The organism is Thalassotalea piscium (genome assembly GCF_030295935.1).
Taxonomy (GTDB): domain Bacteria; phylum Pseudomonadota; class Gammaproteobacteria; order Enterobacterales; family Alteromonadaceae; genus Thalassotalea_B; species Thalassotalea_B piscium.
On record NZ_AP027362.1, the window covers coordinates 3267192 to 3291721 of the forward strand.

Consider the following 24530-nt stretch of genomic DNA (forward strand, 5'->3'; position numbering starts at 1 on the left):
TGATCGCAGGTTATAAGGACAAATTATCGAGGCTCATCGCTTGATGGCCCACCACATCAAAGCCAGATAACAGCCAATGTAATTGCTGCTCGGTGAGCTCCATGGTCGATTCAGTTAACCTTGTTGGCCACTTAAATTTATCTCGCTCAAGGCGTTTATACCACAGCGCAAAACCCGTCTGATCCCAATACAAAATTTTTAATTTATCGCGACCTTTATTACAAAACACAAACAAAGCCCCAGAGAGCACGGGTAATTGCAGCTCACTATCGAGCAAAGCCGATAAACCATTAATGGATTTGCGAAAGTCGACAAACTGGCGGTGTAAATAGACATCAGGCACATCAACAAACATCTTCATGCGTGTAACGCTTTAATAAGTTCAGCTAACCATGTTGGTTCGCAATGATGAGGTAGCGTTAACCTTGTGTCGCCAAAGACTATGTGTATTGTTGCATCGGCAGGTTGAGTTGTTACCTTTGTTGCTACCTTAGCTTTTACAAAACCCGATGTTTGATTGAGGTGTTCAATTTTATGTCGGTATTTATAAAAATTTGACGTAGGTATCAGGTGTTGCCTACAAAAAGCAAGAATAGATAAGCCACTTTGGGCTTGTTGTTCAATAAGTTTCGTCCAATCATCTAACGTTCTTCGGGTCATGATATATCCTCAATAGTAAATTATTGAGGAGTTTATTTAGTTTGGCGATTATTGAAAAGGTGTGGTTTAACCGACGCTTACGTTAATAAAAGAAGTCTGGTAGGTTGTAGCCAATAGGCTCTATAAGGTTTTTCAAGTCTGATTCGTTACAGCTTGCTTGGTTTCGCGGTACTTCACATTTTAGCCAACTGTAAAAGAAAACTTAGCTTAGAGACTTTTGTAGTCTCATTACTGACCTAACCCACGGGTGATTAGGTCAATTTTATTATGAGCAAGCAAACAAGCAGACTTTGTTATTTTTCAACTACTTTATTCTGCTTTTTCTCAATTCGGCGTTGTTCAATTATCTCTTTAACTTCGCCGCCAATATGAATATCGCCACGTTGTTTAGCAAGTTCGATTTGACGCTCTCGCTCGGCGAAACGTGCTTTTTGCTCGGCGGTCATTTTGTCGTGACATTTAGGACAGCTTACCCCTTTTATATAATGCTCGCTTTGCTTTTCTGCTTCGGTAATCGGGTAACGACACGCAAAGCATTGATCATACTCACCTTGCTCTAAATTATGATTTACCGCTACACGGCCATCAAAAACAAAGCATTCACCTTCCCACATTGTATTGCTTTGTGGTACTTCTTCTAAGTATTTTAAAATACCGCCTTCAAGGTGGTAAACTTCCTCGAAGCCTTGTTCTTTTAGGTAAGCTGTTGATTTTTCGCAGCGGATCCCACCAGTACAATACATGGCCACTTTTTTATGTTTATTTTTATCAAGATTATTTTTAACGTAATCAGGAAACTCACGAAAGCTTTCGGTATTAGGATTAATTGCATTTTTAAAGGTACCAATTTCAATTTCGTAATCGTTTCGTGTATCTACTAGCAGTACTTCAGGATCAGAAATTAACTCGTTCCACTCACTCGGTTTTACATAAGTGCCTACTACTTGATTAGGATCGATACCTTCAACCCCCATTGTAACAATTTCTTTTTTCAATTTAACTTTTGTGCGTTGGAAAGGGTTTTCTTGGTGGTAAGAGAGTTTATAAGACACTTCAGCAAGACGTTCATCTTTTTGTAAAAACGCTAACACTGACTCTATACCTGAAGCCGAACCAGCAATTGTGCCGTTAATGCCTTCGTTAGCAATTAACAAAGTGCCTTTGACATCATTCGTTAACATGTGATTGAGTAAAGGGTCTTTAATTTTTTCAAAATCTTCTAAACGCACAAATTTATAAAGTGCACATACGGTAACTTGTTTCATAACATACCCATTGAACTAGCCATATCGTAAATATGGTGCTGTAGATTAAAATAGTCGCGCATTTTAGCAAAGAAATTGGTTTGTTGCTGTTGTTTTTTTAATCGAAATAACTTTTATATCTGAGATTGTTTACTACACTTGATCTTAAATCCTTGTGCTTAAGCGCTAGAATTTGCCTCCTATTAACATTAAGGATGATCTAAAATGAAAGTAACTACTGCTATCTTATTACTGATTATCACTCTGATTTATGTCGCTCCCGTTAGCGCAGGCGTTATTTTTAATAATAACGGTTTATCTGGGGGCTCTCGATGGGATGCAAGTGAACGCGTAGTTTTTGGCGCAGGTGAGCGCTCTCTCGCTAGTGGACTTCGTTATTCATTACAAGGTGGTTCTTATGAAGCTTATCGCGACTTTTTTACTTGGAACGAATTACCTTCAGTCAATGCTTTTACCTATACCGTTAAGAGTGCGTTTAATGTATGGACTAGTGTTGATCCCATTTCAGGGTTAGGCACTGATTTACGCTTTGTTGAAGATTTTGATACGCCTGTTCAAGGGGCAAATTATTTAAACGGGGGAGGAATTAATCGTGCAGGTGCAGAAATTGATTTATTAGCAAAAAACGACGCTTATTTCTGGAATCCTGGTAACTCAAACTTACAAGGCGAAACATGGTTTAGCGCCATAGGTAGTAGTGTTGATTTAACATCTGGCACTAAAAACTATGATGGTTCTACTGCTATTGTGGGTGCAGATCTTACTCTTAATAGTAACGCTAATGCTGTTTATAATTTAGATATTTTTTTTCGTTTATTAACTCATGAAATTGGTCATGCACTGGGCTTTGGTGATGTAGATGTGTATAGCGCTAACTTTATTGACGATAATTACGACGGCAGTGCTGGCTCTTTAACTAACTCTTGGGCTTCAGCGGTTAATGTATTTAACCCTGCGGCATCTCCACTTAGCATTTACAATGTGGGTAATACTCCTCAAAAGTCTGGCGTTGATATTTTAATGGAGTCGTACGGATTAGGTATTTCTTCAATGAACCCTGCTAATAATCCGAACCCATTATCAAATGACGATTATGGTATTCGTCAATTTTTATACCCTTATATTTCGGTACCTGAGCCAAGTTCCGTACTATTGTTATTACTGTCGTTAGCTTTAATACCCATTACCAGAAAAACGCATTTTAGTAATAAAAGTTATACCTAAACATCTTAATAAACAACGTATGCATAACTACTAATATCAGTTAACATTACCGTCTTTTAATTAATACTACTGGTAAAATGATTAATACTTGCCTAAAAACACTTAAATACTTTGTTATTTTTATTTTTGTTACGCTTATTTTAATTTGGTTGTTATCTCCGCAAATTGCAAAGCACTATATACAGCAGCAACTTACCCCACAAGCACTTACTTTAGCTGGGCAAAGCCATGTACGTTACAATCCATTTTTATCAAAAATTAATGTTGAAAACTTTGTTATTAGTAAAAATAAAGACATTGTTTTAGCTATTAGAAAGCTTGAGTTGGGAGTTAGTCTTTATCAACTGTTATTTGATCGGGTTTATATTAAACAATTCGATCTTAATGGGTTATTTATTAAAGTACGTAAAGACGGTAAATTTGAAGAAGTGGCTGGCTTCTCATTAGCTAGCAAAGCTACAAAAACAGCCAACGAACAAGCCTCACCAATAAACTATGAACTTATAATACCTTTGCTTAGTATTAAAAATGCAAAAATTGGTTATGAAAACAATGATAAAAAGCTCGACTTTATAGCCAGCTATTTAAGTACAAAAAATATTGTAGCTGACAGCAAAAAGCAGTCAGGTCAATTTCAATTAAATGCAAAAATAGCACAGGGTAAAATAAATATATCGGGTGATATTAATAAGGTTGCCGATCAGGGAACGATTGAAACTAACATTGAAATGAGTCGTTTTGACCTATCATTACTATCACCTTGGCTCCCCCACAATAGCCAAATAGCGTCTGGCTTAATCGATATTAACGGCCAACAAAAAACTAATCTGTTTGGTGGCAAAATTGAGGTAATGTTAAACAACTCACAAGTACGTTTAGAGCAATTAGCGCTTGTTCATAACAACATTGCAGCGTCAATTGACAAACAAGTGTTCTACGCAAAGGAGCTAGCACTTAAGATCAACAACGACAAAACGCTTTCAGTGAATGGAAGTGGTACATACACACTTGACCACTTGGCAGTAAATAACAACGAAAACAAGCAATTATTACTTACTAGTGTGCGAAAAATATTATTACCAACCATAACGATCGAAACCACAGGTTTTTCTCCAACGTTAACGCTACCTTCAGTATTAATTAACAAATTAATAGTATCTGATGACCTTACTACTGAATTACCCCCTATATTACGCATTGACCAAACCAAATTCTCCGCAGTTAAAGCAAGTAAATTAAACACTGAAATAGATACATTAACCTTTGGTGGTTTAGCTATAGATACATATATTAACGCGACAAAAGAAATTGAGAACTTACTCCCTCTTCAATTATTTATTGCCAGTAACAATGCAACAGATGCTAATAAGCACATTAGCAATAACCCATCTATACCTAATACAAACGTTAGTAACAGTACAACAAGCCCAGCGACTAGCGACTATCAGTTTATTCTTAACCAGTTAAGTGTTAGCGATCCGGCAACCATTAATTTAGTTGATGCTAGCATAAAGCCTTTTTATCAGCGTAAATACACTATCGATAAGTTTGAACTTGGCCCAATTAATAATCACCTACCTCACCAAGAAACAACGCTATCTATTGCTGGGCAAAGTAATAAGTATGAAAACTTTAACCTAACCAGTGTTAATCAATTTTTTGCTAAAAAGCCAAAGTATAGTGTGAAGGGAAATATTAATGAGATAGATTTAACCGATGTTTCACCTTATGTTAGCAGTGCGCTCAAGCATGAAATAAAAAGTGGTCAACTTAATTTAACTATTGATACCCAAATCGACAATGATGAATTATCAGGTAATACCGATCTACTAATTCGCCACATAGAATTTGATACACAAATTGCATCCGCACCAGGAGTTGTAAATACAACGGCTAGTATGCCTTTGAATGTGGCACTTGATTTACTTAAAGATAGCGATGGTAATGTTGACTTATCAATCCCCATTTCGGGCGATATTAATGCGCCTGAATTTGGATTAATTAACATAACCACTTTTTTAGTAAAAAAAGCATCAATGATGGCCGCAAAAGATTATTTAATGAAGACTTTCGTGCCTTATGCCAATGTGGTTTCTATTGCGATGAGCGCCGCAGACGCTATATTAAAAGTACGATTTAATGACTTGTTTTTTGTACCTAAGCAAATTCAAACTTCAGTAACAGAGGATACTTTTGTAGCACAATTTGCACAGCTTTTAATTGATAAGCCCGACACTCACGTTACTATTTGCCCAATAGCTGTACCTGAAGATATTAATTTAAAAAATGGTACTGCCGTTATAGAGCCTGAGCAAATAGAGCAACTTAACGCGGTTTCATTACAGCGGTTTAATAGCTTTAAAACGCTTATGATTAAACAACATAATATACCAAGCTCACGCATAATTTTATGCACACCTAGTATTGATACTAGTAATAATGCAAAGCCAAGACTGAGCTTTTCAACCTAAGCTACCATAAGTTTAATAAGCATTTAAAAGGACTATAACCGTCCTTTAAATGAAACTAACCTAAACTTATAGCTTTTTAACTAAACTAAATGCTCCTCGTATCTCACCGAGCGAATAACCAGTCGCAGTGTCTTCTGGATAATGTTCGGTGATCAACGTTTTTACACCTTCCGATATTGCCTTGCCATGGCACCCTAAGCAAACAGCTTCAACGGGTTGTGGCTTCATAAACCGATACTCATCACCCACCGTTTCAGCATAATGAAGAGTTGATATTGAAGCACCCGCCGCTAGTTGAGTATTAAAGCTTTCAAGCACTTTTCGTTCAAATTCATCAGGGGCTGCACTGCTATTTCTTGGTTTTAAACTTACTCGTTTAACTGTCCACCCTGTTTGATTACTTAGCTCTTTAGCTATTTTAGGCGCTTCAATCGCACACACTTTAATAGCATGTTCAAAGCCACCTTGTTTAATACCTTGCTGCAGTTTTGGCTTTAGTGTTCCACCAAACTGTTTAACTATAGTAATAGCTTCAGCTTTTAATTCTGTCTCACTAGGTAAGTTAGTGGCATGAGCGCCGCCAAACGGCAACAATAATGTAATAAATGCTGAATATAATAAGTGGTTCTGTTTCATATATACCTCTTAACAACGTTATGTTTAACGCTTCAATAATAAATTTATAAAAATAAGTTCACGATAGCTCATTACGATAGTTAATCACGATAACTTACTTTCAACATAGTGCTTAAAGTTAGTTAAAATACTTTGCCAGCCTTGTATTTGTTGCTCAGCTGTATGTTTATTGTCGGCATCAAAGCGTTTAATTATTTTCACCCCGTTACCTATTTCAATAAAATTGATATTTACCTTTTGACCATCAGCTAATTCATATTCAATTTCTGCATGGTGCAAAACAGAGGTATAAACACCTTCAAAGTCAAACCCCATAGAGCTGTATTTGCTTGCATTCTGTAGTTAAACTTACCACCAATAACAAGCTCATTACTTGCGCTAGAACAAGTCCAATCGTTAGAAGCAAAATTCCATTGCACAATATCACTTGGGTTGTTCCAAGCTGTCCAGACATTTTCTATTGATGCATTTATCTCACTCACTATTTCAATATTCATTAGGGGTCAACTTTATATTTAACAAGTGATTTAACGGTAGTATTTAGCGCTCTTTATTTGCCAGCTCAGTTAATAAAAAATCTCTTTTGGAGTAACTGGGAATGCTAATCCATAAAACAAAATACAGTATTATGCCCACGCCAAAAAAGGCCATAATTAAAAACACAAACTGTAACCCGTTCAAATTCAAATTGTAATATTGCGCTAAGCCACGCAGTGTACCCGACACTAAACCGTGCTTAGACCTTGTTAACACCTTGGGTTTGTTATTTAATTCCACTTTTACTCCTTGTATAACAATCTTGTATAGCCCCACTTTTATTTATTGGTAAGTGTAAAGTATGGGTAACTTTTTAATGTGGGGTCGTACGATAATAATAAAAAAACTTTGTCGATATTTTTAGGCTCAACAATGACAATAGACGCTAAGTAAAGCTCAACCGTTTTTTTGCTCAGCATTGGTTCATCAGTAAATAATAATACAGTATATCCGCCTTGGTAGGGGCCATCTTTTAAGTATGGGAAACGGCTGTCTTTACGTGCAATTAAATGATTTACCGACTCTTCGAATTTAGTTATTGACCAATCGGCCCATTTATAAGGGTTACCACTATTTTTAACCGCTTTAATAGCTTCGCCATCAACAAGCTCTGTTACTTCAATCGCAACACGCTGGCCAAGTTGATTAACCGCTTCACAATCGGGTGGGTCTTCCCCTCGGCCTCTAATACGAATATGATCAAAATAGGCTTCACCTGATAATGCTAATGTTTCAGCAAGCGCCCTAACCACTCCCAGCTCTTCTTGATCTCGATCAGGGCTCCAAGTAAAAAAATCAGCATAACCACGTGCATTTTCACGTGCTTGCCGCATTAATTTAACCGCTGACTGTAACTCAATATCACTCATAAGAAGCCTTCATACTCACCTAATACTGTTAACTGTACCAATAAAAAAGTGTATTGAATAAACTTTTATACCAGTTTCATTAATTAAGTGATCTATTTTATACGCAGTGAAAACAGTCAAATACAAGGCATTTATTTTCATAACTAGTTGTTCAGGACAATAATGCTCCTGCATTGTCCACATAAGCTTCATCCATGTAGCGATAATTATAAAATAAATAACGCAGTAGTTGACTGTTTTAGCCAGTAGAAATGATCACATAGTTAGTGAGATTGGTATTACTCATTACGATCAATATCGCATGGCAATTTAAGAATAGAAGCGGCATGCGTGAATTATACAAAATGAGCTCATCACGCCTATTTACTTATGATAATTAACGCTACAATAGATAATACAAAATTTGGGCATATCAACTATTTAACTGTATAAACTCATTTGCCCTACCGATAGTTAACAATTGCCCTAAAAGAGTTAAAACGTGATGAAACAATACGCAGACCTTAATGAATTAATCGAATTACTTGAAGCAGAAATTCAATCGCTTTCTGCAGAAGTCAATACGTTAAAGCAAGAGCCTCAAAGCTTTAACGAAAAAATTATTTTTAAATATATTGATACTGGCAGTACGGGTAAAACTAAAGATTTTGTTAGATCACTAGGGGTAAAATCTGAGCGTGGTTCATTTTTCTCATCAGGCGATGTTAGTAAACTAATTAAAAATGGTGCTGACGATATTTCACCTGAATTACTCGCCATAGCCAGAAAAGTAGTCAAAATGAAAAAACAAAAAGGTCAATAGCCGTAAAAATTACCACAAAAAGTTCTAGACTTAAGCAAGGTACACTTCAATTTAAGTCACAACGCATTATTTATATCATAATAATTTTGATAACGAATAGTAGTGTAATTTTTCAATCCAATGCTACACTCAAAATATCTGTAAACATTATCAACATGGAATAGCTAGGAGCTTCCAATCAAATCATTTAATTTAACGCATATTGTTGTTTTAATAGTGTTTCTTTTTATAACACCCATTATTTCTGCTCAGTCGATAGTAGATAATAACCAACAAAGCATTGAAAATAAATTAGCAAAACTAGAAAAAACCTCACCACAACAGCTAGACTCTGCAATCGAAGAGTGGAAAAAAATATACGACAGTGAATTTCAACAATTAAGCCTAGCAAATAAAGCTGAGCTACTAATTATTGGCAGTAACATGTATTTAGCAAGAGGAGAGCTAGCGCAAGGCGAAATAATTTATAAGCAACTGACACGGCTGTTAACTAAAATTACAGATTTAACACTAAAAGCCCATGCAACAATTCTTGAAGCAAAAATCGCAATGGATAAAGGCAATAGTTATAAAGCATTAGATATTTTAACATCATTAAACCTTTCTATCTCTAGTGCCGACAACACTCAACTGAGCTTTCAATACTTTTCTACCATTGCTTTCCTTCATTATCGAATGGCCGAATATCAATTAGCATTGTCACATTACTTAAAAGCGAGTGAACTTATTCCTTTGATGCTTAAAGCGGATCAAAGCTATAACGTAATGGAACTCTATAATATGCTAGGCCTTATAAACTTAGATATAGGAAAAAATGAAAAGGGCCTTAATTATATTGAAAAAGCAATAAAGCTTGCACAAGAAAATGGCAACAATGAAATGCTTGCTCATTTATATATCAACCGAGGAGTTTACTACAGAAATACAGGAGATATCGACGGTTGGTATAAAAACACACTATCAGCGTATAACTTAGGTGTAAAAATTGATTACCCCATTGTTGAGCTAACGGCGCTTACCAACTTAACTGACTATCTTATTGTTTCAGAACAATATAAAGAAGCCCAAGAAAGTGCCCTATTAGCGATAGCAAAGGCTCGTCAACTTAATGCAAAAAGAGAAGAAGCAATGTCTATTGGAAACTTAGGTATGTCATTGTTTCTGCAAGGGTTAAAGAATGAAGGCATAATAAAAGTTGAAGAAGCTATTGCTATAGTTAAAGAAATTGAATTTCGTCAAATGGAATCTATGATGCTAAATAGCTTGGTTGATATGTATGCCGACATTGGTAATTATAAAAAAGCATATAACCTGCTAAGAGAGCAAAACTTACTAGAAAATGAACTATTTAACAAAGAACGCGAAAAAGCACTCGCTAGCATGCAAAACAAGCTCGATCTTAATGAAAAAGACAGAATTAACGAGTTACTAAAGCGTGACCTTCAGCTTAAAAATGAACGCCTAGTTTCACAAGAGCTAGAGCAACTCCTTATGCTAAGCTTAGCTAGCATCGCAATAATGGCATTAATACTTATTTTGATATTTGCCATGAAAATCAAAGAAAAAAACCGAAAACTTAGCGTTAAAAACAGCCAACTCAAATTAGACTCTCAAAAAGATCCATTAACAGGCTTAAGCAATCGAAGGGGGTTTGAATCATTTATAACACGCTATAACTTTGCTGAAGAAAACATACCGAGCACTAAACACTCCGACGCTATTTTGATAATGGATATCGATCATTTTAAATCAGTTAATGACACTTATGGTCATTCGGCTGGCGATTATGTACTTAAAGAAATTGCCCGCATTTTAACAATGAATATTCGAGATAATGAAATTGTAGTGCGTTGGGGAGGTGAGGAGTTTTTAATGTACTTTAGAGACCTTAACAAACAACACATTAGCAAAGTAGTTAACAGGCTACTTAAGCATATTTCACAGAGCAAGTTTCAATTTGAACAACAAACGCTTAATGTAACTATGTCAATTGGTTTTATCTATAGCCCGTTCAATGACATAACCGGTGAAAAGCTTGACTGGGAAGCTTGTATAAAACTAGCTGACGAAGCACTATATTTAAGTAAACATAGTGGCCGCAATAGGGCTACAGGTGTAATCGAATCAAATGATGTCACAAATAATGAACTAAGACATACACCATTAACTGACCTAGTCGCCACTAATAAAATTAACATTATTGAGATAACAAACAAAAATGACTAAGGTCGTTTTAAATATAACAAACTCCCCACAGTCAGCCGTTTGATAAATTGGATGCTTTAACTTTATATGCTAGAAAAGCAGCCTAATAGAAACGTAGTTGATTCAACACTATATAACAAAAAAGCCCCATCCATTAACGGACAGGGCTTTCATATTATGGTACCGGTGGGCGGACTCGAACCGCCACGCTTTTAAAGGCGGGGGATTTTGAATCCCCTGTGTATACCAATTTCACCACACCGGCAAAAACTTTGAAAATACTTTAGTTTTATAAAATATTCTAATCAGTAAAATTTTTTATAAAAAACAGTATTGAACTCATCGCTTCTTTATATTATTTGATTTGCAATAAATAAAGAAAACTAAGTGGCAGGCATTATACGAGATATCATTGCTTGTGCAATAGTTTTTCTTAGTTAAACTACTGTTTGTCTGTTATTTATGCAGTTTTATGTCAACTTTTATATAGGGGTTAATTAGGCTGATATGCTTTAATAAACAAGTTTACTGAGCGATCTATGTGCTCAATAATCTCATTATCTGTAATGGTAATACTAGGCACTAACACCGCCTTAAAATGTAAATTGTCTTTAATCATCGCGATAAGCATAAAAGCCGCATAGCTGCAGTCTTCTATAGCTAAGTAGCCTTTTGTATTTAAGTAGCGTAAGTAATCAGTTAAAGGGGTTACTCCACTCAGCGGGCCCCTATCATAAATTAAAAAACCCGCTTCAGGGACTTTAGGCACAACTTGTATAACAAGCCGATATAATGAAATTAAGGTGTCTGATAGCAATCTTTTCAAAAATCTTGTCGCCATTTCTTTAAGTGCATGATCTGGAGATAAGTCGTAATTTATTGAGGCAATTATATCTATCTGAATATCAACTTGCTTGCGCATTACTGCGAGTAACAATCCCTGTTTATTACCGAATTCATTATAAATAGAGCGGCGTGAGCCTCCTGCTTCATTTATTATCATTTCAAGCGAGGTCTGATCATATCCTTGTTTTAAAAATAATTTTTGTGCCGCGGCTAAAATTAACTCGCCACGAGTACTCAATTCATTTTTAGTTGATATTTCACTGTTAAACATTATTACCTATAAACATTTTTATATTGATTGACTTAGGTACTACATAGTACCAAAATAGCAGGTACTATCCAGTACCAATTTACATAATCGAAGTTATCACCTTAACTTAAGTCATATTTTTAATTAGGATTTTTTATGCGTATTCTATACATTCTGCTTTTTACTACACTTTTAGCAGGTTGCAGTGAGCAAAAAGTTACCGCTGAAAAAGCTATTCGCCCTATTGCTTGGCTCAAGATTTCCGAATCTAACATTCAGCAACTACGAACTTTATCAGGCATAGTATCGCCAGTTGAGTCGGCTCAGTTGAGTTTTGAGGTGCCTGGTAAAATTGACTTAGTTGCGGTTAGGCTTGGTGATAGGGTAAAAAAAGATCAAGTATTAGCACAATTAAACACGCGTAATTTTGATTTGAATTTACAGTCTGCACAGGCGGAATTAGATAAGGCAAATTCAGCATTAGATGAAGCAGAGAATACCTATGAACGCTATCGTCAATTGATTAAACAAGGCTTGGTGTCGCAATCTGCATTTGAAAATGCACAAGCTACTTTTCAATCAAGTAAGAGTGCCGTAAAGGTTGCACAAGCACAGCTTAATATATCCAATAAGCACCTCCAAGACAGCACGCTACTAGCGCCTTACGATGGTGTTATTACGAAGCGTTTAATTGAACCCTCTCAACAAATAGGCGCTAGGCAAGCCGCTTTTGAAATTGAGGGGAATCACGGTTTAGAAGTCAATGTGATGGTTCCTGAAACATTAATCAGGGAATTAACAAAACATGATGTTCTCCCTGTCCGCTTTCCAGTGTTGGTAGGTACTGAAATGTTCGGGAAAATTACTGAGATAGGCACTCGTGCACAAACAGCTAATGCCTTCCCTGTAACCGTGGTTTTAAACGAAAATAACCCGTTACTTCGTGCAGGGATGACGGCTGAAGTCGATTTTAGCTTCGACGGTGTTGGTCAAACAGGTTATGAAGGCATTACTGTTAGCGTCCCATTTTCTGCGTTGCGCGCAGGGGTCAATCAAAAAACCTATGCATTTGTTTATAATCCTCAATCGCAAACAGTACAGCAACGTGAAGTGCAAACTGAAAACGTATTAAATAACATGGCTTTTATCTCTTCAGGGCTCTCTGCAGGTGAAATTATTGCAACCGCTGGTGTTGCTTTTTTACGAGATGGACAACAAGTTACCTTATTAGATAAAAAAATACAGCGATTTAACTAGGGGCAATCCATGAATTTAACTCAGATCGCCTTTCAATATCGTAAAACGGTATTTTTAATTATGGGCTTGTTGTTAATTAACGGCGTATTTGCCTATTTTACTTTACCTGCGCAAGAAGATCCGACAATTACCATTAGAGAAGCCATTGTCGGCACATATTTTCCGGGAATGGCACCTGAGCGTGTCGAGCAACTGATCACTAAAAAGCTTGAGGAAGAAATACGAAAGATACCAGAAGTAAAAGAAATACGCTCAATATCAACCACTGGTGCATCAACTATTCATGTAAAAATTTATGATCGCTACTTTAACCTTGATGATATTTGGCAAGATGTAAGAAATAAAGCCAGCGCTGCACATGGAAGAATGCCAGCAGGTACAAGCCAACCCTTTGTTAACGACCAATTTGGTGATGTATCCGTAGTCACTTTAGCCTTAACCGCTGATGGTTTTGATATGAGTGCAATGTATGATATTGCCCAGCATATTCGAGACACGCTCTATTCAGTTGAGGGCACCAAAAAAATTGAAATACTAGGACAGCTTGAAGAACGTATTTATCTTGAAGCTTCTAATACCCGTTTATCGCAACTAGGTATTTCACCGCTTACTTTATTGAATGAGTTGCAAAATCAAAACATTATACGCTCTGGTGGTGAAGTAGATACTGGCGCTAAAAGCTTTATTATTGAGCCTTCAGGAAACTTTAATAACCTAGCAGATATTGAAGACACCTATATAAACATACCAAATTCACAAGACTTTATCGCCTTAAAAGATATAGTTAGTGTTAAACGAGGCTATATTGATCCACCTGATAAGCTCGCCTACTTTAATGGTAAGCCCGCTATTTTCTTCGCTATTTCTATGTTGCCTCAGTACAACATACTCGAGTACGCTCCTCGTGTTAAGACCGAATTTGAGAAAGTAGTCACCACCCTGCCCATGGGTTACCAACTCGATATTGCAACCTATCAAGCAGATCAAGTTGAAAAAACCGTTGAAGGTGTATCAATTAATGTTTTACAAACACTCGCTATAGTTCTGGTGGTAGTTGTTTTATTTTTAGGCTTGAGAACTGGGTTAATTGTTGGCGCTATTGTGCCTTTTGTAATGTTAACCACGTTATCGCTCATGCTATTTTTTGACATGAAATTAGAACGTATGAGCTTAGCAACGCTCATTATATCGCTAGGGCTACTAGTTGATAATGGCATTGTAATTGCCGAAGATTTCAAACGTAGAATTGAAGATGGCATTAGTCGTTATGATGCGATGATACAAGGTTGCAGCGAGCTTGCAATGCCGTTACTTAGCTCTTCTGTTACTACTATTTTATTCTTTTTGCCGTTAATGCTTGCTGAGCATGTTGCTGGTGAATATACCCGCTCTATCTCGTTAGTTATTTTAATAACGTTAATGACCAGTTGGATTTTAGCCTTATGTGTTACCCCAATTCTTTGTTATTACTTTATTAAGCCTGCAAATAACAACAATGAAAAAGAAGCTTTTATTGATAAGCTATATCGCGGATATGAAAAATTTTTACATGGCATTCTCAGACATAAACTTTTGTTCATGAGTTTAATGATTGTTTTGTTTTTTGGCGCTATAGGCTCTATGAATTTTGTGGCTAAACAGTTTTTCCCCGAGTCAGATCGTACTCAAATATTAATTTATATCGACTTACCTAATGGTACTTCATCACGCGAGACAAATCGACAGATGCAAGACATTTTTAAATGGCTAGACAATAAAGAAAAGTTTCCTTTTATCGATAACTATTCAGGCTACGTTGGTTTTAATGGCCCTCGTTTTGTGTTGTCTTTAAACCCAGAAGACCCTGCTCATAACAAAGGGTTTGTGGTATTAAACGTACTCGATGGAACTGACATTACCAAAAGAGTGCTCGAGCTCGACACACAAATAGAAGCTCAATTTCCTAATGTTTCTGCACGAGTAAAGAAAATGTTCTTGGGCCCTTCTGATGCAAAAACCATTAAAATTCAGGTAAAAGGTCCTGATAAAAATATTATTTATCAAAAAGCCCAACAAATAATGGAACTGTTGCACCAAGTGCCTAATACAATTGACATACGTAATGACTGGGAAAATTTAATTGTTAAAATAGATGTAAAAATTGACCAGCACCGAGCAAAACGTGCCGGCTTATCGTCAAACGAAATAGCTGATTCATTACAAACCTACTTTTCAGGCACACAAGTAACACAGTTTAGAGAAGAAGATGAAATAATTCCTATTATTATTAGGGCTGAAGAAGGCGAACGCCATAACCTAGACCGCTTGCGTACTCTCAATGTTTATTCTAAAACTACCGGCAAAGCTGTCCCCTTATTTCAAGTAGCTACTTTTGTACCTGTTAATCAGTTTTCAGTTATACATCATGAAGATATGTTTAGAACTATCAGCATTGAAGCACGTAATAACGATATGGCTGCAGAAGATTTACAGGGAGTTATTGATGACCAAATTCAGGCGCTAGCTGCCGATTTACCTATTAATCACGTGATTGAGTATGACGGCGCAATTAAAGAAGCGAAAGCAGCTCAAAAAGCACTAAGTGCAAGTATGCCAATGGTACTAGGGTTTATCCTTATTCTATTAGTTGCACAGTTTAATTCGTTTAGAAAAGCAGCTGTGATCACACTGACTATTCCATTATCATTTATTGGTGCCGTAATTGGCTTACTAGTCATGCAAGCACCTTTTGGCTTTATGGTAACTTTAGGTCTTTATAGTTTGGCAGGTATCATTATTAATAATGCCATTGTCTTAATAGATAGGATTAAAATCGAGCTCGACAGTGGTAAAAGTGAATACCAAGCATTAGTAGATGCTTGCTTAACCCGCTTAAGACCCATTGCAATGACCACAATTACCACAGTAATGGGCTTACTACCGCTAATTTTAGGTAAAGACCCATTATTTTACGGTATGGCAAATGTTATTGCCTTTGGTTTAGGTATTGGCACTATTTTAACCTTAGCCGTAGTGCCTGTACTGTATTGCAGCTTTTATAAGGTAAAAGCACCTGCATGATATGCGCAATCAAATTGGTATTATTAATTAGCTTTGCTAAACTACGCCAAACTTTTTTGAGTACTACTTATGCCTATATTTGATTATACCCAGTTTCCTCGCGCAGGTTTACTTCGCCGCTTAGCTTCTGGGGTATATGACTTATTATTAGCTATTGCCGTTTATATGGTTGCAGGGGCACTTGGTTTTGCCATTTTTGCTATTTTCGCTGCGATGGGGTTAGTTGATATGAGTGGCTCTGAACATTTGATCGAAGTTCAGCAATCTTCGCTTTTATATTCTGGCTTAATTTACCTTTGGAACTTACTCTGGGTAGCGTATTTCTTTGTATATTTTTGGAATAAAAGCGGGCAAACATTAGGGATGAAAGCTTGGCGTTTGCGTTTACAAAATACTGATGGCACGCTTATCTCTAAAACAACTGCGATAAAACGCCTAGTACCAACGCTATTAGGGTTAGGTAATTTATGGCTGATAATAGATAGAACAAACAAACAAAGCTTACAAGACAAAATGACGAATACTGAAGTGGTATTACTCTCTCTCGCAGCTAATCGCGGTAGGCTTTAATTATTTACTATGTGCCGATTATTTTTTACTCAAGAGCAGTTTTTAAATCAAAATAGCTTTTTTAATTATATTTACTGTGAAACTTCTATGCATTAATTATTTTATGCGCTAACTATGTATAGTCGCTATCAATACAATATGAAACACATAGAAGGCGATGACTAGTATGCAAATTAAATTAACCTTTCTAGATTAATTACCTTTATAAACAGTTAAGCTCTTAAACTCTATTTCAAACTTACCAAATGTAAGCGTTTTCAATAGTAAACACCCCGTTAAATAGAAAATAAATCCAAATATTGAACCAGGAAAATATTTCTATAACGATACTCATACTTATTCCTTTGAATTAATTTAAGCGCCTAATAATTATCATTTAGCTTTTCGCTTGATCAAATAAATAGCAATACTAACAAATAACAAGCTGGGCATAGTGGCACCCAATACAGGTGGTAACTGATACACTAAACTTAATGAACCAAAAACCTCATTCGTTAAGAAAAACAATATGCCTGTTCCAACCCCCATCATGATGCGCGCGCCCATTGAGACTGAACGTAATGGGCCAAAAATATATGATAAGGCTAACAGCAACATAACAGCAACCGTAATGGGCTGAACTAGTTTACGCCAAAATGCTAATTGATAGCGGCTAGGGTCTTGATCATTTTCTTCAAGGTAATCTAAATAATCAGTTAACCCACGAATAGATAATGACTCAGGTTTTACCGTTACCACCCCTAACTTGTCCGGTGTTAATGTAGAGTTCCATTCTTTGTATTCAAGCAGTTTAGTGGTGATTTTATCTTGCGCTATAAATGTTTCTGTTACGTTAGCTAGCTGCCAAGATTCAGTAAGGTAGCGAGCACTTTCTGCAGAAAGCCAACTTGTCATTTTAAGCTGCTGATCAAAGCGATATATTTGTACGCCTTTTAAAGAGCCTTTATCTTGCACTTCGGCAATGTGAACAAAATAATCACCATCTTTGGCCCAAATACCATTTTTAGCTGAAATTAAGCTACCTCCAGACAGTGCTTGGGCTTTAATCTCTCTCGCAGCTTCCTCACCTGAAGGAGCTAGCCATTCTCCAACACACATACTAAGAACAACCAGTATCGCTGCGACTTTCATTACTGACTTTATTATATTTAAGCGTGAAAGCCCTGCCGCTTGCATCACCACAAGTTCACTATTGCTTGCAAGCATTCCTATACCAATTAAGCCGCCAATAAGTGCTGACCATGGGAAAAAGATTTCTACATCTCTAGGTACGGCATAAAGCACGTAGAGTGCTGCATGCGATAGATCGTAGTTTCCTCGCCCTACTGCTTTCATTTGCTCTACAAATTTAATAATACCGCTTAAGCTCACAAATACCGCTAAGGTGATAAATGTAGTTGAGGCAACGATACGGCCAATATAAAGATCTAAAATCTTCATGGTGTATTTTTCCTCAAATTTCTCATTCGTGGTAGTTTTGCTCGTAACTGTTTACCACTTACACGCTCCTGTAGAATTAATGCAACGCCTAATGCTAATGCAATAAAGTGAACTGGCCATAATCCAAGAGCCGCAGGAATACTTTCTCTTTCAATAGCCGAACGCATCGCGGTAAGTAATAAAAAATAGCTTAAAAATAAAAGCAGCGCTGGTAACATTTTTGCAAACTTACCTTGCCTAGGATTTACCACACTTAAGGGGACAGCAACAAAGGCAAGAATAAGACACGCTAATGGAAATGCAATTCGCCAATGTATTTCCGACTGGTAATCAGCTTTTTCACTATTCAAAAGCTGATAAGTAGGTATAGCACTAAGCTTACGACGCTTTTGCTCAACCTTTTGATCTTGTATCTGTATATAGTATTTACCGAAGGCAACTTTTCTAAATTCATTATTTTCAGCATCACTTTGATAACGAATACCATCGCTTAATACTAGCCGTTGAGAACCACTTTCTTCTTCAATTATTTGGCCTTTTTGAGCGTACACAATACTTGAATTAATAATGTTTTCTTTAATACTTTTAGCATTGTGACTATCGGGGAGTTGAGCAACAAAAACTTTCTCTAAGCTGTTGTCTGTGCGGTTTTTTTCGTGAATAAACACTACCGCCTTTTGGTTACCTGTTTGTTGAAAACGCCCGGCGATAAGTGAGCTTAAACCCGAGTCTGCGGCTATCTGCTCTTTTACTTGGTATTCATACTCGGAGGCCATTGGAGCTAAATATAAGGTAAATAAGCCCGTTAACATTGCTGTAATTACGCCTAGAATCAACATCACTCTTACGGTATACCATTCACTCACACCGCAGGCATGCAGCACAGTCATTTCGCTGTCAGCATAAATGCGCCCATAAGCGAGTAAAATACCTAAAAAGAAACTTAAAGGCAGCATCATTCCTGCTAAGTCTGGTACTTTTAAGCCAATGAATATCATCACCATATGGCCAGGAATACCGCCTTCAGAAGCGTCATCTAATACACGTACAAACTTTTGACTAATAAATATAGTCATCAGAACAACAAAAACAGCTAACTGGGTTTTAGTAACTTCTTTTAATAAGTAGCGAAAAATAATCACAGGAAATACCTACAAAAACTTAGTTTTTTTCTGACATTTGAACATTTTTTAAGTAAACTTGTCGTTTTCATAAGTAAAATAATTAATAAGCCTTTAGCTAAAGTTGCTGCGTACAGCTATAATTATAGCCTTTAGCGAAAAAAAATATAGAGTAAACTCAGTTTAAATTATGTGTTTTAAACATGTTATGGCTTATATACTAAAGTAAAATACCCATTAAACGCAAAATTAGGAGAATCCATGGAGTTCAGTGTAAAAAGTGGCAGCCCGGAAAAGCAACGTAGCGCCTGTATTGTTGTTGGTGTATTTGAACCACGTCGTCTTTCGGCAATAGCTGAGCAACTTGATGAAATTAGTGAAGGTTACATTAGTAATTTACTGCGCCGTGGCGACCTTGAAGGTAAGTCAGGGCAAATGCTACTACTTCATCATGTCCCTAATATTTTAAGCGAACGAGTGTTACTTGTTGGCTGTGGTAAAGAACGTGAACTAGACGAACGTCAGTATCGCCAAATTATCAGTAAAACAATCAATACCCTTAATGAAACAGGTTCAATGGAAGCGGTATGTTTCTTGTCTGAGCTTCATGTTAAAGGCCGTGATACTTACTGGAAAGTTCGCCAAGCTGTTGAAGCAACTCAAGATTGTTTATACAGTTTTAATAGTTTAAAAACACGCAAAGAAGAACCTCGCCGCCCGCTTCGTAAAATGGTATTTAATGTACCAACACGACGCGAACTTCCGCTTGGTGAGCGAGCCATCGCTCATGGTTTAGCTGTTTCTGAGGGCATTACTACATGTAAAAATGTAGCCAATATGCCACCTAACATTTGTAATCCTGCTTATTTAGCTGAACAGGCTAAAATTTTAGCAAACGACTACGATAATGTAACAACTGAAATAGTTGATGAAAAAGAAATGGAAGCTTTAGGTATGGGATCATACCTAGCTGTAGGTAGAGGCTCAGCTAATGAATCATTAATGAGTATTATCAATTATCAAGGTGGTGAACCTGGAGCTAAGCCTATAGTGCTAGTGGGTAAAGGGCTTACTTTTGATACTGGTGGTATCTCAATTAAATCGTCTGAAGGCATGGACGAAATGAAGTACGACATGGGCGGTGCTGCCGGGGTTTTAGGCGCAATGCATGCATTGGCTGAATTACAATTACCCATTAATGTCATTGGTGTACTTGCTGGTTGTGAAAATATGCCTGGTGGCAATGCTTATCGCCCAGGGGATATTTTAACCACTATGTCTGGACAAACAGTAGAGGTACTTAATACTGATGCTGAAGGCCGCTTAGTGCTATGTGATGCCTTAACTTACGTTGAACGATTTGAGCCTGAAGTTGTTGTTGATGTTGCTACATTAACCGGTGCTTGCGTAGTAGCCCTAGGTAAACATGCTTCTGGATTACTCAGCACACATAACCCGCTTGCTCATGAGCTATTAAATGCCTCAGACCAAAGTGGTGACCGCGCATGGCGTTTACCATTATGGGAAGAGTACAGCGAGCAGCTTGAAAGCCCGTTTGCTGACTTCACTAATTTAGGTGGACGTGCGGCAGGAACAATTACCGCTGCATGTTTCTTGTCTAAATTCACCAAAAAATATCATTGGGCACATTTAGACGTTGCTGGTACAGCATGGCGCAGTGGCGGCAAAGATAAAGGTTCAACAGGACGTCCGGTTAGCATGTTAACGCAGTTTTTGCTCAACCGTTCAGGCGCTGAGCAAGGCGAGTAACCTTGATAAATATACGCTGAATTACCCTGAAAACTAGTCCATGACAAAAAGACTCAATAATAGTTATTGCCGATGAATACAAATGTAATGTTTTATATTTTAGAGCAAGAAGATACTAGCGCCGATACGTTGGCGTTAGTAAAATTGCAGGCATGCTTTCAGGCCGCCTATTATTATCGACAAAATCAGAGTGTTTTTATTTATACTCAAGACCAGAATCAAGCACATGCAATTGATGAGCTTTTGTGGTCATTCGAGCCAGACAGCTTTGTGCCTCATAATTTAGTGGGCGAAGGCCCCAAAAGTGGTGCGGCAGTTGAAATCAGTTGGCAACGTCCAATGAACCGCCGCCCGATATTAATAAATTTAACGAGCACTGTACCAAACTTTGCTCATCAATTTTCACAAATCGTTGACTTTGTTCCAAGCGATGAACAATTAAAACAATTGGCAAGAGAGCGTTATAAAAGCTACCGCCAATTAGGTTTTAAGGTTGATAATCAAAAAATTAACCAAACTCTCAATGCTGATCAAGTAGCCGACGATGCAATCAACAAGTAAGTAGTTATTCTGATGGAAAAAACATTTAATCCCGCCGATATCGAACAGTCGCTTTACCAAAGTTGGGAAGAGCAAGGTTACTTCAGCCCTACTGGCGAGGGTGATGGCTATTGTATAGCAATTCCACCACCGAATGTCACCGGTAGTTTGCATATGGGCCATGCGTTTCAACAAACAATTATGGATACCTTAATCCGTTATCAACGCATGCAGGGTAAAAACACCTTGTGGCAAGCAGGCACAGATCATGCTGGCATTGCAACACAAATGGTCGTTGAGCGTAAAATAGCCGCAGAAGAAGATAAAACTCGCCATGACTATGGTCGTGACGCTTTCATTGACAAAATATGGGAATGGAAAGAAGAGTCAGGCGATACTATCGGCCAGCAAATGCGTCGACTAGGCAACTCTATTGATTGGTCGCGTGAGCGCTTTACCATGGACGATGGTATGTCTGAAGCGGTACAGGAAGTATTTGTTCGCTTGTTTGAAGATGACCTAATATACCGCGGCAAACGCCTTGTTAATTGGGATCCTAAATTTCATACCGCTATTTCAGATCTTGAAGTAGAAAATAAAGACAAAAAAGGCCACATGTGGCACTTACGCTACCCATTAGCGGATGGTGCAACAACTGCTGAAGGTAAAGATTACTTAGTGGTAGCGACTACGCGCCCTGAAACTATGCTAGGTGACACTGGGGTTGCAGTAAACCCTAACGATCAGCGTTATAAAGACTTAATTGGCAAGCATGTTTTATTACCATTAGTAAATCGTTTAATTCCTATTGTTGGTGATGAACATGCCGATATGGAAAAAGGCACAGGGTGTGTAAAAATAACACCTGCGCACGACTTTAACGATAACGAAGTCGGTAAGCGTCATAATTTAACACTGATTAATATTTTTGATAAAAATGCAGCCATATTAACTAACGCTGAAGTGTATAATACACATGGTGAGCCTACAGATGATTACAGCGCAGAGTTACCAAGCGAATTTGCCGGATTAGACCGCTTTGACGCGCGCAAGGCAATTGTTAAAAGCTTTGATGATTTAGGGTTACTTGTTGAAGTTAAAGAGCATGATCTAGTTGCCCCCTACGGTGACCGCTCAGGTGTTATAATTGAGCCACTGTTAACTGACCAATGGTATGTGAGAGCAGCACCTTTAGCTGGCCCAGCAATTGATGCGGTAAAAAGTGGTGATATTGAGTTTGTACCTAAGCAATATGAAAACATGTATAACGCGTGGATGCGTGACATCCAAGATTGGTGTATCTCGCGTCAATTATGGTGGGGACATAGAATTCCAGCATGGTATGACGATAATGGCGGAGTTTATGTAGGTAGAACAGAGGCAGAAGTACGCGAAAAACATAATATTGCAGCCGATATTGCACTTCGCCAAGACGATGATGTGCTCGACACTTGGTTCTCTTCAGCATTATGGACATTCTCAACATTAGGTTGGCCAAACAGCGTTGATGATTTGAAAAAGTTCCACTCTACCGACGTGTTAGTTACAGGTTTTGATATTATTTTCTTCTGGGTTGCCCGCATGATCATGATGACTATGCATTTCATTAAAGATGAAAATGGTCAACCTCAAGTGCCGTTTAAAAAGGTATATGTTACCGGTCTAATACGCGATGAAAATGGCGATAAGATGAGTAAGTCTAAGGGTAACGTGGTTGATCCTTTAGATATGATCGATGGTATTTCACTGGACGATTTATTAGAAAAACGTACTGGTAACATGATGCAGCCAAAACTCGCTGCAAAAATCGCTAAATTAACCAAAAAGGAATACCCAGAGGGCATTGAGGCTCATGGTACCGACGCATTGCGCTTTACCTTGACATCGGTTGCTTCAACAGGCCGTGACATCAGTTGGGATATGAAACGCTTAGATGGATACCGTAATTTTTGTAATAAATTATGGAACGCAAGCCGCTATGTACTAATGAATACTGAAGATCAAGATTGCGGTAAAACTAACAGCGATATGGAGCTTTCTTTAGCTGATCGCTGGATTTTGGGACAGTTTCAACACACAGTTAAAGCGGTTCATGAAGCCTTTGATAGCTTCCGTTTAGATATAGCATCACAAGCATTATATGAGTTCACCTGGAATCAATTCTGTGACTGGTATTTAGAGCTAACTAAACCTGTATTATTCAAGGGTAACGAAGCGCAACAACGCGGCACTCGTCATACGCTAGTAACTGTATTAGAAGGGTTATTACGCTTAATGCACCCAATAATGCCTTTTATCACTGAAACAATTTGGCAACGTGTTGTACCGTTAACAAACTTTCAAAAAACTGGCGATAGCATCATGGTGCAAAGCTTTCCTCTCTATAACGAGGGCTTAGTAGACCAACAAGCTATTGCAGATCTTGAATGGGTGAAACAGTTTATTATTGCGATACGTAATATTCGTGGTGAAATGGATATATCTCCAAGTAAACCGCTCCCTGTTTTACTAAAAAATGTTAATGAAAATGATCAACGCCGCTTAGATGAAAACAGTCAATTTATTAGTGCCTTAGCTAAATTAGAGTCAATTGTAGTACTGGCTCCTAATGAAGAGAGCCCTGCTTGTGCTTCCGCTGTTGTAGGGGAGTTGTCTGTACTAATTCCAATGGCTGGGTTAATTGATAAAGATGCAGAGCTTTCTAGGCTTAGCAAAGCTATTGAAAAGCTAGAAAAAGAAGTTCAGCGTATTCAAGGAAAGCTTAGTAATGAAAGCTTTGTTAGTAAAGCTCCTGAAGCGGTGATCACTAAAGAAAAAGATAAACTTAGCGATGCTCAATCAGTTTTAGATAAAATGATTGAGCAAAAAGCACAGATTGCGGCATTATAATCTGAGCGCTTAATCTAATAACTCTATTGTTCACTTTAAAAGCCAACAACTCGTTGGCTTTTATATATTTAAACTAAATTTACCATGATTATTTATAAACTATATGCTAATCTATATC

General features: G+C 37.4%; 22 protein-coding genes and 1 tRNA gene. 10 read left to right on the plus strand and 13 right to left on the minus strand.

The window, feature by feature from the left end:
• Nucleotides 1-10 precede the first annotated feature (10 nt).
• The 3 genes from tnpB to trhO all read right to left on the minus strand — a co-directional run bounded on the left by tnpB (nt 11) and on the right by trhO (nt 1925).
• Nucleotides 11-361 carry an IS66 family insertion sequence element accessory protein TnpB gene (gene tnpB, locus QUD79_RS14515; protein ID WP_286287996.1) on the minus strand — a complete coding sequence of 117 codons (351 nt, stop codon included), beginning with the start codon at nt 359-361 and terminating at the stop codon, nt 11-13.
• Nucleotides 358-660: an IS66 family insertion sequence element accessory protein TnpA gene (gene tnpA, locus QUD79_RS14520; RefSeq protein ID WP_184423956.1), complete on the minus strand. Its 303-nt coding sequence runs from the start codon at nt 658-660 to the stop codon at nt 358-360. The genes tnpB and tnpA overlap by 4 nt, the downstream gene beginning before the upstream one ends.
• 293 nt (nt 661-953) lie before the next feature.
• Nucleotides 954-1925 carry an oxygen-dependent tRNA uridine(34) hydroxylase TrhO gene (gene trhO, locus QUD79_RS14525; RefSeq protein WP_184424610.1) on the minus strand — a complete coding sequence of 324 codons (972 nt, stop codon included), beginning with the start codon at nt 1923-1925 and terminating at the stop codon, nt 954-956.
• 204 nt (nt 1926-2129) lie between these two features.
• Here trhO and QUD79_RS14530 point away from each other — a divergent pair, with 204 nt between their 5' ends.
• Together QUD79_RS14530 and QUD79_RS14535 are read left to right on the plus strand one after the other, a co-directional pair.
• On the plus strand, nt 2130-3149 hold the full coding sequence (locus QUD79_RS14530) for a PEP-CTERM sorting domain-containing protein (protein ID WP_184424611.1): 1020 nt from the start codon (nt 2130-2132) through the stop codon (nt 3147-3149).
• Between the two features lie 77 nt (nt 3150-3226).
• Nucleotides 3227-5620, plus strand: coding sequence for a DUF748 domain-containing protein (locus QUD79_RS14535; protein WP_184424612.1), 2394 nt, complete (start codon nt 3227-3229; stop codon nt 5618-5620).
• A 66-nt stretch (nt 5621-5686) separates the two neighbouring features.
• Here the strand turns inward: QUD79_RS14535 and QUD79_RS14540 are convergent, their stop codons facing one another.
• The 6 genes from QUD79_RS14540 to QUD79_RS14560 form a co-directional block, all read right to left on the minus strand.
• A complete protein-coding gene (locus QUD79_RS14540) occupies nt 5687-6256 on the minus strand; it encodes a Tll0287-like domain-containing protein (RefSeq protein ID WP_184424613.1) in 570 nt (189 codons plus the stop codon).
• Nucleotides 6257-6340: 84 nt separating this feature from the next.
• Entirely contained in the window at nt 6341-6571 is a 231-nt protein-coding gene (locus QUD79_RS14545) for an SRPBCC family protein (protein WP_246454978.1), read from the minus strand.
• Nucleotides 6505-6753 (minus strand): SRPBCC domain-containing protein, encoded by a 249-nt coding sequence (locus QUD79_RS14550; RefSeq protein ID WP_246454972.1) that lies wholly within the window; start codon nt 6751-6753, stop codon nt 6505-6507. Before QUD79_RS14550 ends, QUD79_RS14545 begins: the two co-directional genes overlap by 67 nt.
• Before the next feature lie 43 nt (nt 6754-6796).
• Nucleotides 6797-7069, minus strand: a complete 273-nt coding sequence (locus QUD79_RS17475; RefSeq protein ID WP_350226569.1) for a PspC domain-containing protein — start codon at nt 7067-7069, stop codon at nt 6797-6799.
• Nucleotides 7070-7071: 2 nt separating this feature from the next.
• Nucleotides 7072-7662, minus strand: coding sequence for a hypothetical protein (locus tag QUD79_RS14555; RefSeq protein WP_184424615.1), 591 nt, complete (start codon nt 7660-7662; stop codon nt 7072-7074).
• Between the two features lie 15 nt (nt 7663-7677).
• Nucleotides 7678-7845, minus strand: coding sequence for a hypothetical protein (locus QUD79_RS14560; RefSeq protein ID WP_184424616.1), 168 nt, complete (start codon nt 7843-7845; stop codon nt 7678-7680).
• Between the two features lie 301 nt (nt 7846-8146).
• Here QUD79_RS14560 and QUD79_RS14565 point away from each other — a divergent pair, with 301 nt between their 5' ends.
• Together QUD79_RS14565 and QUD79_RS14570 are read left to right on the plus strand one after the other, a co-directional pair.
• Nucleotides 8147-8464, plus strand: coding sequence for a hypothetical protein (locus QUD79_RS14565; protein WP_184424617.1), 318 nt, complete (start codon nt 8147-8149; stop codon nt 8462-8464).
• Between the two features lie 216 nt (nt 8465-8680).
• Nucleotides 8681-10690 carry a tetratricopeptide repeat-containing diguanylate cyclase gene (locus QUD79_RS14570; protein WP_184424618.1) on the plus strand — a complete coding sequence of 670 codons (2010 nt, stop codon included), beginning with the start codon at nt 8681-8683 and terminating at the stop codon, nt 10688-10690.
• 157 nt (nt 10691-10847) lie between these two features.
• Here QUD79_RS14570 and QUD79_RS14575 read toward each other — a convergent pair.
• A tRNA-Leu gene (locus tag QUD79_RS14575) sits at nt 10848-10934 on the minus strand.
• A gap of 228 nt (nt 10935-11162) precedes the next feature.
• Nucleotides 11163-11786 carry a TetR/AcrR family transcriptional regulator gene (locus tag QUD79_RS14580; protein ID WP_184424619.1) on the minus strand — a complete coding sequence of 208 codons (624 nt, stop codon included), beginning with the start codon at nt 11784-11786 and terminating at the stop codon, nt 11163-11165.
• 135 nt (nt 11787-11921) lie between these two features.
• Between QUD79_RS14580 and QUD79_RS14585 the strand changes: the two genes are divergently transcribed.
• The 3 genes from QUD79_RS14585 to QUD79_RS14595 all read left to right on the plus strand — a co-directional run bounded on the left by QUD79_RS14585 (nt 11922) and on the right by QUD79_RS14595 (nt 16652).
• Nucleotides 11922-13022 carry an efflux RND transporter periplasmic adaptor subunit gene (locus QUD79_RS14585; RefSeq protein WP_184424620.1) on the plus strand — a complete coding sequence of 367 codons (1101 nt, stop codon included), beginning with the start codon at nt 11922-11924 and terminating at the stop codon, nt 13020-13022.
• Between the two features lie 9 nt (nt 13023-13031).
• Complete coding sequence (locus QUD79_RS14590) at nt 13032-16082, plus strand: efflux RND transporter permease subunit (protein WP_184424621.1); 3051 nt, start codon at nt 13032-13034, stop codon at nt 16080-16082.
• A 69-nt stretch (nt 16083-16151) separates the two neighbouring features.
• Nucleotides 16152-16652 carry an RDD family protein gene (locus QUD79_RS14595; RefSeq protein ID WP_184424622.1) on the plus strand — a complete coding sequence of 167 codons (501 nt, stop codon included), beginning with the start codon at nt 16152-16154 and terminating at the stop codon, nt 16650-16652.
• Between the two features lie 372 nt (nt 16653-17024).
• Here QUD79_RS14595 and lptG read toward each other — a convergent pair whose 3' ends face one another.
• Both lptG and lptF read right to left on the minus strand, forming a co-directional pair.
• Nucleotides 17025-18092, minus strand: a complete 1068-nt coding sequence (gene lptG / locus QUD79_RS14600; protein WP_184424623.1) for an LPS export ABC transporter permease LptG — start codon at nt 18090-18092, stop codon at nt 17025-17027.
• On the minus strand, nt 18089-19234 hold the full coding sequence (gene lptF, locus QUD79_RS14605) for an LPS export ABC transporter permease LptF (RefSeq protein ID WP_184424624.1): 1146 nt from the start codon (nt 19232-19234) through the stop codon (nt 18089-18091). Before lptF ends, lptG begins: the two co-directional genes overlap by 4 nt.
• A 240-nt stretch (nt 19235-19474) precedes the next feature.
• Between lptF and pepA the strand changes: the two genes are divergently transcribed.
• The 3 genes from pepA (at nt 19475) to QUD79_RS14620 (ending at nt 24412) form a co-directional block, all read left to right on the plus strand.
• On the plus strand, nt 19475-20983 hold the full coding sequence (pepA, locus tag QUD79_RS14610; RefSeq protein WP_184424625.1) for a leucyl aminopeptidase: 1509 nt from the start codon (nt 19475-19477) through the stop codon (nt 20981-20983).
• Nucleotides 20984-21055: 72 nt separating this feature from the next.
• Nucleotides 21056-21544, plus strand: coding sequence for a DNA polymerase III subunit chi (locus QUD79_RS14615; RefSeq protein WP_184424626.1), 489 nt, complete (start codon nt 21056-21058; stop codon nt 21542-21544).
• Nucleotides 21545-21556: 12 nt separating this feature from the next.
• Nucleotides 21557-24412, plus strand: a complete 2856-nt coding sequence (locus QUD79_RS14620; protein WP_184424627.1) for a valine--tRNA ligase — start codon at nt 21557-21559, stop codon at nt 24410-24412.
• The last annotated feature ends 118 nt before the right edge of the window (nt 24413-24530 follow it).